Here is a 12579-nt window from a genome sequence, read left to right as displayed (position 1 = left end):
AATTTATACAATATGGAGGTTTAATCTATGAACAATTCAAATGCTTTGGCTGAAATTCAGTCCAAATATCCTAACTGCAATCTGCTGTTACCGGCAGCTACATCAGTGCAGATCAATCCATTTTACAAGTGCTCCGTTATGGAAGTGGTGGCAGATACAGCACAGAATTCTGGTGATATTTTTTCGGTTGGAAAGGTAAAAACCGGAGAGGATAGAACCGGAAAAGCAGTATATGAGGAGGTTTACTCTCCTGCGAAGCCGCTTCTTATGAAGCTGGCAACTGCGGCAGGTATCCAGTTTCATCCAGAGTACACCACAGTTACAAGAGAGAATACGAACACCTATGTAGGCAAGGCATACGGAGCTGTCAGACTTCCGGACGGAAGCTACAAGACACATGCGGAAACCAAGCGTATCTGCCTTGATGATGAAGAATCTAAGTACCGCCTTGAATTTATGGACAAGTCAATTATGGGAATCCATGATTGGAGAGCTGCCAAGGCCGCCTCTGAAATGTTCAAAGGAGAGTGGAAAGATGATCCAGAGAAGATGAATCAGTGGGGCAAGCCAGAGAAATATTATGTCATTGCTGACAGTGACAGGGAAAAGTATATCGAGAGGTCAATCTTGGTGAATATGACACTTCTTAGAAAGACTGCTTCTGAAAAAGCACAGACAGGAGCAATCCTCAGAGTTATCAGAGCATTGCTTGGTATTAAGGGGACATACTCAAAGGCAGAATTGGAGAAGCCGTTTGTTGTTCCTACAGTAACATTTGCACCAGATTACACGGATCCTACAGTGAGAAGTGCAATGCTCCAGCAGGGGATGAATTCCATGGGGAATATGTTCGGTGCCTCATCCACACCGCCTGCAATCTCCACTGCATTTTCTGGCGAAGCATTTTCGTCAGACTTTAATCCGGAGGATGAAATTGACAATCCTGCATTTACTTCCGAACAGGTTGAGGATAGTGATGGGGCTGTGGAAGAACAGGAAAGAAACAGGTTCGATCAGGAACAGCCGGCACAGGAACAACCACAGTCACAGCCGACAACAAATGGAAATGAGACAACTGGATATTTCTGCGATGGATGTGGAGCAGAAATCAACGAAAGGGTATATGAGTATTCGCTCAATAAATTTGGAAGACCGCTGTGCATGAAGTGTCAGAAAGGAGCTGGTAAGTAATGAAGCTGATTAAGATTTCAACGGACCTTGAACTGACAGTGCATGATTTTCCGACAGGAACACATTCAGAACAGAACGATTACCTTAGAGGACTGATTGGAAATGGCTGCGAGCTGTATGAGCATGTTATGCCAGAGCGATTATATACAGACTTGAATATGAAAGACCGACCAACAAAGATACCGGGACAGTGCGTGAGCATGCTGATTGATGAGGAGGGGCGATTAAAGCCAAACACACCAAACCTCATTGGAAGCTATCTTTATAAAACAGATGAGCATAATCAGCCAATTGTGGGAAATGTACTCTTTGTTGGCGAAGAATGGAGCGGCGATGGTATCGACTTCTGTGGATTGGAGGAGAAGACATTTAAGCTTCTGGAACTTGAATTACACAATATGATTATGGCTATGAAAGCCACTATGGAGGTGTTGAAATGAAGATATTACATACAGCCGACTGGCATCTTGGAACATTCCGAAGCCCAGTCAAGGACGGAGTAAATCTCCGAACAGAGGACACGAAAAGATGTCTGGATGAACTGATCAGAGTGGCAAATGAGGAAAAACCGGATTACTCGCTTGTATCTGGTGACATATTCCATGTTGGCCGCCTGTGGTCAGACAGGTGCTGCGAGGAAATTATCACTGCAATTCATTATATCAGAGAGCTTGCGGCAGTATCAAAGCAGGTCGTTGTTATGAGAGGTACTCCAAACCATGACGGATCAGGACAGTTCAATGTCCTATCTGAAATGTTTGCAGATGTTCCGAATGTTCATGTGGTGATTACCCCACAGGTAATTTCATTTGATGATGTTGATATTGCGGTACTCCCGGGATTTGACAGGGGAGTGTTCAGAGCTAATCATCCGGGATTGTCAAGTGATGAAGAAAATGTGGTGTTTACCAATGAATTATCAAATATTGTAACAGGACTGAAAGCACAATGCTCTCCAGAAAAGGAAAGTATTCTGATGGCACATTACACAGTGCCAGGATGCAATACCGAGAGCGGACAGACAATGATGCTCACACAGTTTGAGCCAATCATTCCGCAGGAGGCTTTATTGGCGGCCAATTACAATCTGGTTGCTTTAGGACATATTCACAGACCACAGAAGATAATGCACAGAGACTGGTATTATTCCGGTGCGATAAATGCCATGAACTTTAATGATGAGGGACAGCAGAGGGGCTTTTGGATTCACAACTGGCACGAGCTGGGAACATGGCAGAGTATTTTCCATGAAACACCTATCAGAGAGTTTGCGACTATTGAACTCAATAATGATGATGTGACACAGATAAATATGCAGGCTATGGATTTTGTTGCTACTGAAAAGTGGAGAGGGCAGATTGATGGAAAGATTGTCCGTGTTCATTATAGCTGTACCGCAGAAAACAGCAAAGCTCTGAATAAGGCAACTTTGGAAAGAGAGCTTCTGGAAGACGGAGCATTTATGGTATGGGAAATTCTTCCGGACAAGATAGATGAATTCGCCAACAGAACACAGCTTGAAAATGCCACGGATCCAGAAGCAAACCTCATTAAGTATCTTGAGGAAAAGCAGGTACCGCAGGAAAGAATACAGGAACTTGTATTAAAGGCAAGACAGATTATTGCTGAAGCTGAGGCAAGCATGACAGCGACAGCAAATAGCGGAACATTTGAACCTGTAGAAATTGCTGTTAAGAATTATCGTAACTACGAAGAGGAGACATTTAATTTCGAGGATATCACTTTCTGCACAATCAACGGTCAGAATGGAGCAGGAAAGAGTAGCTTGTTTATGGATGCGATTATCGACTGCCTTTATGAAGAACCGAGAGAGGGTGTAATCAAGGATGATACAGGAAAGGCACCATGGCTTAGAAATGATGAAAGTGTCCGTTCTGGTTCGATTATGTTTACATTCCGTATCGGAGAGAAAAAGTATCGTGTTACACGAACCAGAGCCCGTTCCGGAAAAGGAACTTTGAATATCTCTCAGTTTGTTGAGAATGAATGGAAAGATTGTTCCAAGGAACGATACAACGATACACAGCAGGAAATATTGAACATCCTCGGAATGGACAGCTTTACATTCAAGTCATGTGCTTTGATTATGCAGGATCAGTACGGATTATTTCTACAGGCAAAACCAGAGGAAAGAGTTGAAGTCCTTGGAACACTTCTTGGACTTGGAGTGTATCAGCTAATGGAGAGAATCGCTTCCGACAAGGCAAAAGTGAATGGAGCAAAGAACAGGGATTTGAAGCAGGAAATCACAATTCATAATGCTACAATTGCTGAATTTGGCAAGCCGGACGAAGAACTGGAAGCATGCAAGACGGAATTGGCAGAGCAGGAAGCCAGACTGCAGGCAAAGATTAATGAGAGAGACCAGAAGAAACTTATCCTGTCGAATCAGCAGGAAGCTGCAGAAATGAGAAAGAAAGCTCTTGCAGCTGTCACAACATTACAAGCAAAAAAGACCATTGCAGAGCAGAATAGAGCTACACAGCAGGCGATAGCAGACAGCAGTTCAGCAACTCTCGCCCAGAAGCCTGAAATAGAGGAAAAGATTGCTGAAAGAAATGATTTGTTGAAGCGGGAACTGGAACTTGCAGGACAGTCAGCACTCTACACCACAAAGAAACAGGAGGCTGAAAATCTTGCAAAGCAGGCTGAAAGTGAACAGAAGAACATTCTGGAGTTGCAGGCTGCTTTACAGAAGAAACAGGATGAAAAGAATGCAATGATACTGGATTCGGCCAATGATGGTGAGGTCAGGCAGAAAGCCGAAACATACACCAAAAAGAAAGCAGAGTTAGAGGATATGCAGGAAAAAGCTGTTGCATATCAGAAAGCAAAAACTGAATACTCTGCGGCAGTTTTCCATGAAAGCGAGACAAGGTCAAGCTTTGATAGGGAGAAGCAGAAAGCGGACGAGCAGAAGCAGTTTCTTGAAAAGAAAGTTGCAATATTGAATGAATCCGGATGTGTGGATATCGAGAAAGCACATTGTAAATTCTTGCAGGATGCCATCGAAGCAAAGGAACAGCTGGAAGTACATGAAGCATTGTATGTAGACATTGCCGCTCGCAGAGATTGCGAACTTGCAAAGAGCAGATATGCAATAGAGAACAAACAGGCTGAAATGGATGCGATAGGATATGATGCGGCAGCTTTAACAGTCCTGCAAAACGAATGTGCAACATTGCTTCCGTATGTGGCACAGCTCGAAAAAATCAACCAGAGGGAAAACAATCTCGCTTTGATTAAGGCGGCTTTGGAACATTTGAAGTCAAATATATCAGAAGCAGAAAACAGGCTTGCTGAGGTCAAATTAAAGGGCACACAGGCAGAAACAGAGCGTGATATATATGCCAAAGCGTTTGAAGAACATGTGCATGTGCTTAGTGCCATTACTGCTCTTGATCCGTGGGTAGAAAAGGAAAAAATGCTCCCAGTAGCAGAGGAAAGAAATGCAACAGCATTGAACAGGGTTCTGGAGTTGACAGCAGAAATTACCGGTATCGATGATGAAATCTCAGAGAGACAGGCAGAGGCTGATAAAGAGATACTTGCTATGGCGGGAATGGAAGAGGCTCAGGCGATTGTAAACGGACTGGATACAGAAGTGAATGCCATTAACAGCATGGTAAAGGAAAAACAGATGCGAATTGGAGCTTTACAGCAGAAATCGGAACAGATTGCAAAGTTGAAGCAGGATATTGCAGCTTTACAGGACAAGCAGGTGGAATATGCCAAGGAGACAGCTGATTACGATACATTGAAAGTCGCATTTAGCCAGAGCGGTGTGCCACATCAGATTATCCGTTCTATTATTCCGCAGCTGACAGCTACAGCAAATACCATTCTTGGACAGATGACTGGCGGAAAAATGGGAGTGGAGTTCAGACTGGAGAGACTTCAGAAAAATGGAAAGGAAAAGGTATCTTTGGATATTTACATCGAGGAATATGGTAAGTCGGTGCTTCCATACCTTTCAAAATCCGGTGGAGAGAAAGTCAAGTCTTCATTATCGGTAATTCTTGCATTGGCAGAGATTAAATCATCTTCGGCAGGAATCCAGCTCGGAATGCTCTTTATTGATGAGCCTCCATTCTTGGATGGGGACGGAATACAGGCATATTGCGACGCATTGGAGACAATCCAGAGCAGATACCCTGATTTGAAGATTATGGCAATCACCCATGATCCTACAATGAAGGCTCGATTCCCTCAGAGCTTGGATGTTGTGAAGACTGATGAAGGAAGCAAAGTAATCTATTAAGTAAGTATGGAGCTGTAGTTGCAGCTACAGCTCCTAAAAGGAGACAAGTATGGCAAAAAAATACTATTGGTTGAAACTCCGAAATGATTGGTTTGGAGATAAACGAATAAAAAAGCTCCGTTCGATAGCAGGCGGTGATACTTACACAATTATTTATCTTAAAATGCAACTTTTATCACTAAAAAACGAAGGAAAGTTATTTTTTGAAGGTGTTGAGGATGATTTTGTCTCAGAGTTAGCACTGGATTTAGACGAAGAAGTGGAAAATGTAAAGATTACAGTTAGCTTTTTAATGAAAAATGGCATGCTTGAATTGAATAATACAGATGAATATTTATTAACAGAGGTACCAGAAACCATAGGAAGTGAAACCGCAGGAGCGGAGCGGGTTAGAAGGTTTAGAAATAACAAGAAAGCGTTACAATGTAACACCAATGTAACAGAGTGTAACACAGAGATAGATAAAGAGATAGAGTCAGAATTAGATAAAGAGTCAAATGGAGAGACAGAGATATTTGCAGTATCTAAAGATACTGTTAGTCGCACTGATGTGCAACGAGTTGTGGAAGAATGGAACTCACTGGCAGTCTATGGATTAAGGCCTGTAAGTAAGTTGACATCAGGAACCAAGAGAGCCAAGTGTTTGAATGCCAGAATTAAAGAATACGGCATTGATGAAGTACTAGCTGCTATTGAGAGGATAAAAAACAGCGATTTTCTCAAGGGGAACAATAAGAGCGGTTGGATGATAACGTTCGATTGGTTTGTCTTACCGAACAATTTCCCAAAGGTTCATGACGGCTACTATGAAAATTCAACACCGCAACCTCAGAACGGAGGATCACAGTCTCACGTAGAACAGTTCGCAGATTTTGCAAGGGGATGGGCCGGAGATGAATAAACAGGAATTTGCAGTTATAGCGGTAGGAATCAAGTCAGCATATCCAGCTTCCAAAATTCTGGAGGATGATGCATCTATGAATTTCTGGTACCGGATGCTGAAAGACCTCAATGGGAAAGTCGTTGAGAATGCGGTTATGGAGCACATAAGCACAAGCGTTTATCCTCCTAACATTGCAGAAATCAGAAAGTTGTGCATGGAAAGATGCAAGCCACCCGTCCTTAGTTTTGATGAGGCATGGGGAGTGGTTCAGAGGGCAATGTCGGAGTATGGATGGTATCACCCGCAGGAAGCATTTGCCTTGATGGATGATCTGACGGTATCGGTGGTAAAAAATCTCGGATGGAGCAGGCTGTGCCAGAGCGAAAATCCGACAGCGGACAGAGCCAACTTCCGGGAAGCATACGAAGCAAAGGCAAAGGAAGCGGTCAACAGCAATATGCTACCAGATTTCATAGCGAACGAAAAGTTGATGCTGCGACAGCAGTATGTTCCTCAGATTGAAGCCAGAGAACCTCCTGCGATAGAACAGACTGTTGCTCCGGAAAGGAAAGAGCTGACACCACAACAGCGTGAGGAAAGAACACGACAATTTGAAGCAGTAAGGAGGCGGTTGATGGGTGGCGGTACAAACGAATGATGAAATAAAGGGCACTGAAAAGGAATTCTTAGACCTGTTCAATCATCTGTGCTACAGCAGAACGGCATGGCAGGTATGGTCAGATCTTATGTCGGCAATGGCTTGCACGATTGCAAATGTATTTGAGACCAACCCCAAAAGGAAAGCTGACAGGGAAAAAGAATATGAGAGGTGCATCAAGGAACTTGGCGGAGATGTAGAGATACCGGCAAAGCTGTTCGCCATTGTAACGATGGCATTAGAAAACAATCCGGATCAGGATTTCCTCGGAAAGCTGTATATGCAGCTCAATCTTGGAAGTCACTGGCATGGACAATTCTTTACTCCGTATGATGTCTGCAAAATGATGTCCCTTATAACAATCGGGGACACCGTCAGAAGCAAGGCAGAGGACAGGGATTACATAGCAGTTTCGGACCCGGCATGCGGAGCAGGTGCAACGCTGATATCCGCTGCAAACACATTCAAGGAACGAGGGATAAATTATCAGGAAAAGGTTCTTTTCGTAGGACAGGACATTGACAGAGTGGTTGGCCAGATGTGCTACATTCAGCTGTCACTGCTTGGATGTGCCGGATATATCTGCATAGCCGACACGATTGTAAATCCTGTTGTAGGCTCGGTATTACAACCGGACGAACAGAAAGGACAGGAGTTCTGGTACACACCGCTCTACTACTCTAACAGGTGGCAGATGCGGATATTTATACAAAACATGAAAAGACTAATGCTTCTACCAGAGGCGGAGCAACAGAAAGAGGATGAATATGTATTCTTCTTCGATTTTGACAAAAAGGAGGAAACCTATGGGAACAAGTAGGACAGTGGTGCATTACGCATCAGGAGACAACAGAGATTATGAATTTGAGTGGAGCAAGGCAGTTTTGGAGTATCTGGAAAAGGGATATCCGGCAGAAGAAAAGAACTGCGAGCTGGAGGTCGGGAGCACGACTTACAAGGTTCTAAAAAGAGATACTGTAACCGCATTCTATGATGCAGACGGTAACACATTGTTTGATGTTACGAATGACAGGCTCAAAGAGGAATACGAGGCAATGGAAAGTCTGGATGAAACAGAGCCGAAGTCAGAGATTGGAAGAGCCATTGCAGGGATTGAGAAACAGGCATTTGACGAGGCTGTGTATATGGGGAAGACTTCCCTTGCGGATATTGTGACAGGGAATGTTCCTGATCCGACACCGGAAGAAGTGCAGAAGGCAATGGAAGAGCAGGCAGGAGCAGAGGAAGCAGAAGGTGATGAACCGGGCGATGATTCTTGCGGCCAGGATATTGAGGAAACTCACGATACTGAAACGCAGGAGGCTTCTGAAAATGGTGGAGAGGAAGAAAAAACGGATCCTGAGCCGACAGCAAAGGGCATCGATGGAGCTGTTGCAAAGCTGCAGGGAGAATTGAAAAAGGCAAAGGAAGGCTATGCCGAGCCTATCCTGTCACACATGATTGACCGGTGCAAAGAGTCGGAGACATTGGCTGATGCGGTATGCCAGACGCATAAGACCTGGGAGAAGTGCTTCAAGTACATCATGGATCAGGCACGAAAGCTCAAGAGTGGAAACTGTGCCATGGTAAAGGATTCCGTAGTCTACGAATGGGCAGAGGACTATTACAGACTGGATGATAAAGCTCTTGAAGAGAAAAAGGCTGTGGAAGCCAAGGAGAGAGAAAAGAAACAGAAAGCCGATCAGCAGAAGCGTCTGGACGGCATGAAGAAGCGTGCTGAGAAAAAGGCGGAGACAGCTGGAAAAGATAAGGCTGCCAAGGAAACTCCGAAACCGGAAGCAAAGGCGGACAAACCGAAGAAAGAGCCGGAGAAAAAAGAAGCTCCTAAGAAGAGGTCGAATGAACTTGAAGGGCAGATGGATCTGTTCTCAATGATGGGCCTGTAAGGAGGGATGTACGATGGAAAAAAGAAAGCTGTCTGCATTGCCTAGACCAGAGGCAACAGCAGAAATGGTTGAAATGGCAGATAGACTGGACGGAATGGAGCACATTGTGACTGCGGAGCTGGTTGATGATAACAAAATACTGCTTCTGAATTTCTATGAGGTGTCGAAGCTCAAAAAAGGAAAAACGGAAGCAGCATTTAGGACATTTCTGTCGAGTGATGATTATATCACGCAGGACCTGTCACAGTCAAAGGTTAAATGGCTTACAGCTGCATTTGATAATATGCAGGGTTTCCGGCTGTGGGAGTACAAATGGGATCAAAAAACATGGAAAAGCGAACACATTCCAAAGGTGTTTATCTGGACAGCAGAGGACAAGGGCATCATGGAGAACTTTTTCAAGGCCTACCGCAAAGAAACTGACGAGAACGTATGGAATGCTATTGACAGATTCCAGGACAAGGTCAAGGCAGAACGACTGGCAGAGAAGCACAGAAAAGTCCTTGCGCCGATTGATCTGCGGATGGAGCCGATAGGAGTGCCTTCACAGGATTTTACCGACTGGGTATGGGAGCAGGGCATGAGTTTCAGCCGGTACGGAATTTATAAAGAGACATCCAAGGGAAAGGCTGAATTTGAGTGTACGCACTGCCAGAAGACAGGAATCGTTGACCGGAGCAGGATAAGACTTCGGAACAATGAAAAGGGGGAATGTCCTTTCTGTGGAAGCAGAGTGACATATAAGGCAAGAGGAAAAATGCCATGCCAGATAGCAGATGAAAGATGGTTCATATATGTGGATCGGCAGGAGGAAGGTTTCTTACTCCGGTACTTCAAAGCGTGGAGACACATAAAGAATGACGCAATGATAACAGGCAGCATATGTAAGAAACGCATTGAAGAAACCATGCATGAGTACAGCCGCTGTTTTTGCACATTCTTCGGAGAAAAGCTGATGAAGGAAAGCTATGAATGGGGAGTGTACCACCAGAAGGGGAATTCGCGCTGGATTCCAGACGAGGGAAAAATCGCATGCATGGAGTGTATCTTATATCCCGGAAATCTTCCAGAGGCATGGGAACACACACCTATGAAGTATTCCGCACTGGAAATTCTGGCACAGAACATGCCGACCACGGCTTTCAGATACGAGGATGCCATTGATATTTATCTGAAATTTCCGAAGCTTGAGTGGTTCTGCAAAATGGGCTTGAACCAGTTGGCGAAGGATGTGGTAGAAGGCTACAACTACAGCGGGAACATGACGGGCAAGGTCAATTATAAGGCTGACACCATCTATGAAATCTTAGGGCTGAATAAGGTTAATACGAGGACACTACAGGCAATAGACGGCAATCATTACGAACTCCGCCTGTTGCAGGTAGCACAGCAGCTTGATATCCAGATGAAGCCGGAGCAGTTAAAGGAATTTTACGAAACCTTTGAATGCAACACAGATCTTCTGAAGGAGAAGAATAGAAGGGTATCGCTCCATAAGCTCTGCCGGTACATAGACAAGGAGAGTGAGAGATACCCGATTGGAGAAAAGAATGCCTGCATGTGGGGCTATTCCTACAACAGGTACAAAGAGAGAACAGATCCACGAATAGAGAGAAAACAGAATATGGCACATGACTGGCTTGAGTATATAGGGTGGTGCCGGGAACTGAAATACGATCTGGATAACAAGTTTATCTACATGCCAAACAATTTCAAAAAGGTACATGACAGAACTGCGGAAGAATATAAGGCATTGCAAGATAAAAAAGCTGCAGCTGAAAAGAAACGCAGAGAGAAACTTGCCGCCAAGAAAATGGCCGAGACAAAAAAAGCGATGGAAGAGATATTTAGCAGAAATGATGGGGTAGATGCTTTCCAGATAAAGGGAAAAGGCTTGATACTGGTGGTACCTCAGAGTGGAGATGAAATCCGTAAGGAGGGCGAGGCTTTGCACCATTGTGTCGGAGGTTACGTTGAGAGAGTGGCAAAAGGAGAAACGAACATCTTCTTTGTCAGAAAGGCAGATCATCCAGAGCAATCTTATTTCACGATGGAATGGAAAAATAACAAGGTCGTACAGTGCAGAGGTAAAAGCAACTGTGGGATGCCACCGGATGTGAAAGCCTTTGTGCAGGTGTTCGAGAAGAAAATGCAGGATGCAATCCAGAAAGGAGATACAAATGGCAAAAAGAAACAGAATTTACAGTCTGCGTAAGGGTTCAGTCCAGTGGAATGAAGAGGACAGGCTTTCATTATGCGGAATGCTGATCAAAGCAGGATATGCGGCACGTATCGGCAGAGGAATGATTCCCGGAACAGAAGGCAGGAAGACAGCACAGTATGAATACTTTGTTGAGTATTGGGAGGAAGGAGATGATACAAATGCTGGGACAGGTAACTAATTTAATAATGCCAAAGTTTATTGCGAGAAAGCCCAAGATTAAGCACGGGACATACAACAAGTATGGATTCGCTATTACGCTTCATCAGTATTGTATCTGTCCTAGATGCAACCATATCCTCAATGCCGGTCCAGATTATCAGCCGGATTATTGTAGCAAGTGCGGACAGCATGTTAATTGTTCAGATGTTCCATGGGAAGAGGAAGTCCAGCTTGGATATGTCAGAAAGGAGGAACGTTGTGAATAAATCAAAAATTGAGTGGTGTGATCACACATGGAATCCTATTACGGGATGCAATCATGGATGCCATTACTGCTATGCAAGAACTATGACAGCCAGATTCAGCGGAGACGTAAGGCTCAATAAGATGTGTAAGGCGGATTATTCGACGCAGACTGGACCGGACGAAAGCACTTTATATATTTTGGATAAGCCGATGCTGAGTGAGACAGGGCATCCGCTGGTATATCCATTCGGATTCGAGCCGACCTTTCACAGATATCGCATGGATACGATTGGCAAACTGAAAATGGGTAACAACATTTTTGTGGGAGCTATGGCTGATGTATTCGGAGAGTGGGTACCGGATCAGTGGATTGAGGAAATATTCACGGTGTGCCTGGAGCATGACGAGCACAATTATTTGTTTCTGACAAAGAACCCAGAACGATACATGAAGCTGGCAAATGCCGGGAAGCTGCCACAGCAGAATAATTTCTGGTATGGCACGACAGTGACGAGACCGGATCAGGAATACGCATGGTTTGAATCCGGCACTTATAACTGGTTTTTGAGTATCGAACCGATACTTGAGGATTTCGGCAAGTTTGGGGCAACGGTGAAAACGGCACCGCCATGGATTATTGTCGGAGCACAGACAGGGCGGTCAAAGAATAAGGTCATTCCAGAGTTTGAGTGGATTAAGAATCTGGTGCTTACTGCAGATACGTTTGGAATACCAATTTTTATGAAAGACAGTCTGATTCCGATTGTTGGAGAAAAGAATATGCGGAGGGATTTCCCAAAACAGCTCCTTGAAAAGACAATCAGCGAAAAAATGCAGAACAAGCTCTATGAAGCGTGCTCTGAGTGCGGGAAAGTGCTTCGCAAGAACCAGATGGTTGCATTGATGGCAAGATCAAAAAGAGGTACACCAGCTAAACAGTATGCCTACCTGTGCAGGGCATGCTTTGAGAACAGTTGTAAAAATATGGGGGTTGAACTCCCAAAACTTGACTATATGGAGGATTAAAAG

At 44.4% G+C, this 12579-nt stretch carries 11 protein-coding genes; all 11 read left to right on the top strand.

Annotated elements, in window-relative coordinates:
- Positions 1–27 precede the first annotated feature (27 nt).
- The 11 genes from ACTQ1L_RS01865 to ACTQ1L_RS01815 are packed head-to-tail and all read left to right on the top strand — an operon-like array spanning position 28 to position 12576.
- Entirely contained in the window at positions 28–1191 is a 1164-nt protein-coding gene (locus ACTQ1L_RS01865; RefSeq protein WP_441365250.1) for a hypothetical protein, read from the top strand.
- On the top strand, positions 1191–1631 hold the full coding sequence (locus ACTQ1L_RS01860; protein WP_441365249.1) for a hypothetical protein: 441 nt from the start codon (positions 1191–1193) through the stop codon (positions 1629–1631). Before ACTQ1L_RS01865 ends, ACTQ1L_RS01860 begins: the two co-directional genes overlap by 1 nt.
- Positions 1628–5473: a metallophosphoesterase gene (locus ACTQ1L_RS01855; RefSeq protein ID WP_441365248.1), complete on the top strand. Its 3846-nt coding sequence runs from the start codon at positions 1628–1630 to the stop codon at positions 5471–5473. Before ACTQ1L_RS01860 ends, ACTQ1L_RS01855 begins: the two co-directional genes overlap by 4 nt.
- 49 nt (positions 5474–5522) lie before the next feature.
- Complete coding sequence (locus tag ACTQ1L_RS01850; protein WP_441365247.1) at positions 5523–6374, top strand: phage replisome organizer N-terminal domain-containing protein; 852 nt, start codon at positions 5523–5525, stop codon at positions 6372–6374.
- Positions 6367–7014, top strand: coding sequence for a replicative helicase loader/inhibitor (locus ACTQ1L_RS01845; protein WP_441365246.1), 648 nt, complete (start codon positions 6367–6369; stop codon positions 7012–7014). The genes ACTQ1L_RS01850 and ACTQ1L_RS01845 overlap by 8 nt, the downstream gene beginning before the upstream one ends.
- Positions 6995–7834, top strand: coding sequence for an N-6 DNA methylase (locus tag ACTQ1L_RS01840; RefSeq protein ID WP_441365245.1), 840 nt, complete (start codon positions 6995–6997; stop codon positions 7832–7834). Before ACTQ1L_RS01845 ends, ACTQ1L_RS01840 begins: the two co-directional genes overlap by 20 nt.
- Entirely contained in the window at positions 7821–8921 is a 1101-nt protein-coding gene (locus ACTQ1L_RS01835; RefSeq protein ID WP_173885532.1) for a PcfK-like family protein, read from the top strand. Before ACTQ1L_RS01840 ends, ACTQ1L_RS01835 begins: the two co-directional genes overlap by 14 nt.
- A 13-nt stretch (positions 8922–8934) precedes the next feature.
- Complete coding sequence (locus ACTQ1L_RS01830) at positions 8935–11136, top strand: PcfJ domain-containing protein (protein WP_441365244.1); 2202 nt, start codon at positions 8935–8937, stop codon at positions 11134–11136.
- On the top strand, positions 11102–11323 hold the full coding sequence (locus tag ACTQ1L_RS01825) for a hypothetical protein (protein ID WP_118389150.1): 222 nt from the start codon (positions 11102–11104) through the stop codon (positions 11321–11323). The genes ACTQ1L_RS01830 and ACTQ1L_RS01825 overlap by 35 nt, the downstream gene beginning before the upstream one ends.
- A complete protein-coding gene (locus ACTQ1L_RS01820) occupies positions 11304–11570 on the top strand; it encodes a hypothetical protein (RefSeq protein WP_243863249.1) in 267 nt (88 codons plus the stop codon). The genes ACTQ1L_RS01825 and ACTQ1L_RS01820 overlap by 20 nt, the downstream gene beginning before the upstream one ends.
- Complete coding sequence (locus ACTQ1L_RS01815) at positions 11563–12576, top strand: DUF5131 family protein (protein WP_441365243.1); 1014 nt, start codon at positions 11563–11565, stop codon at positions 12574–12576. Before ACTQ1L_RS01820 ends, ACTQ1L_RS01815 begins: the two co-directional genes overlap by 8 nt.
- The last annotated feature ends 3 nt before the right edge of the window (positions 12577–12579 follow it).

It is taken from the genome of Agathobacter sp. LCP21S3_B2, from assembly GCF_052118705.1.
Classification (GTDB): Bacteria; Bacillota; Clostridia; order Lachnospirales; family Lachnospiraceae; genus Roseburia.
Note: the sequence above shows the minus strand (reverse complement) of the source record. Positions and strands in the feature narration are given on the sequence as shown.

What these genes read in the sequence shown, in the direction of transcription:
- ACTQ1L_RS01865 (WP_441365250.1), top strand. Translation starts at nt 28, where the DNA reads ATGAACAATTCAAATGCTTTGGCTGAAATTCAGTCCAAATATCCTAAC.
- ACTQ1L_RS01860 (WP_441365249.1), top strand. Translation starts at nt 1,191, where the DNA reads ATGAAGCTGATTAAGATTTCAACGGACCTTGAACTGACAGTGCATGAT.
- ACTQ1L_RS01855 (WP_441365248.1), top strand. Translation starts at nt 1,628, where the DNA reads ATGAAGATATTACATACAGCCGACTGGCATCTTGGAACATTCCGAAGC.
- ACTQ1L_RS01850 (WP_441365247.1), top strand. Translation starts at nt 5,523, where the DNA reads ATGGCAAAAAAATACTATTGGTTGAAACTCCGAAATGATTGGTTTGGA.
- ACTQ1L_RS01845 (WP_441365246.1), top strand. Translation starts at nt 6,367, where the DNA reads ATGAATAAACAGGAATTTGCAGTTATAGCGGTAGGAATCAAGTCAGCA.
- ACTQ1L_RS01835 (WP_173885532.1), top strand. Translation starts at nt 7,821, where the DNA reads ATGGGAACAAGTAGGACAGTGGTGCATTACGCATCAGGAGACAACAGA.
- ACTQ1L_RS01830 (WP_441365244.1), top strand. Translation starts at nt 8,935, where the DNA reads ATGGAAAAAAGAAAGCTGTCTGCATTGCCTAGACCAGAGGCAACAGCA.
- ACTQ1L_RS01825 (WP_118389150.1), top strand. Translation starts at nt 11,102, where the DNA reads ATGGCAAAAAGAAACAGAATTTACAGTCTGCGTAAGGGTTCAGTCCAG.
- ACTQ1L_RS01820 (WP_243863249.1), top strand. Translation starts at nt 11,304, where the DNA reads ATGCTGGGACAGGTAACTAATTTAATAATGCCAAAGTTTATTGCGAGA.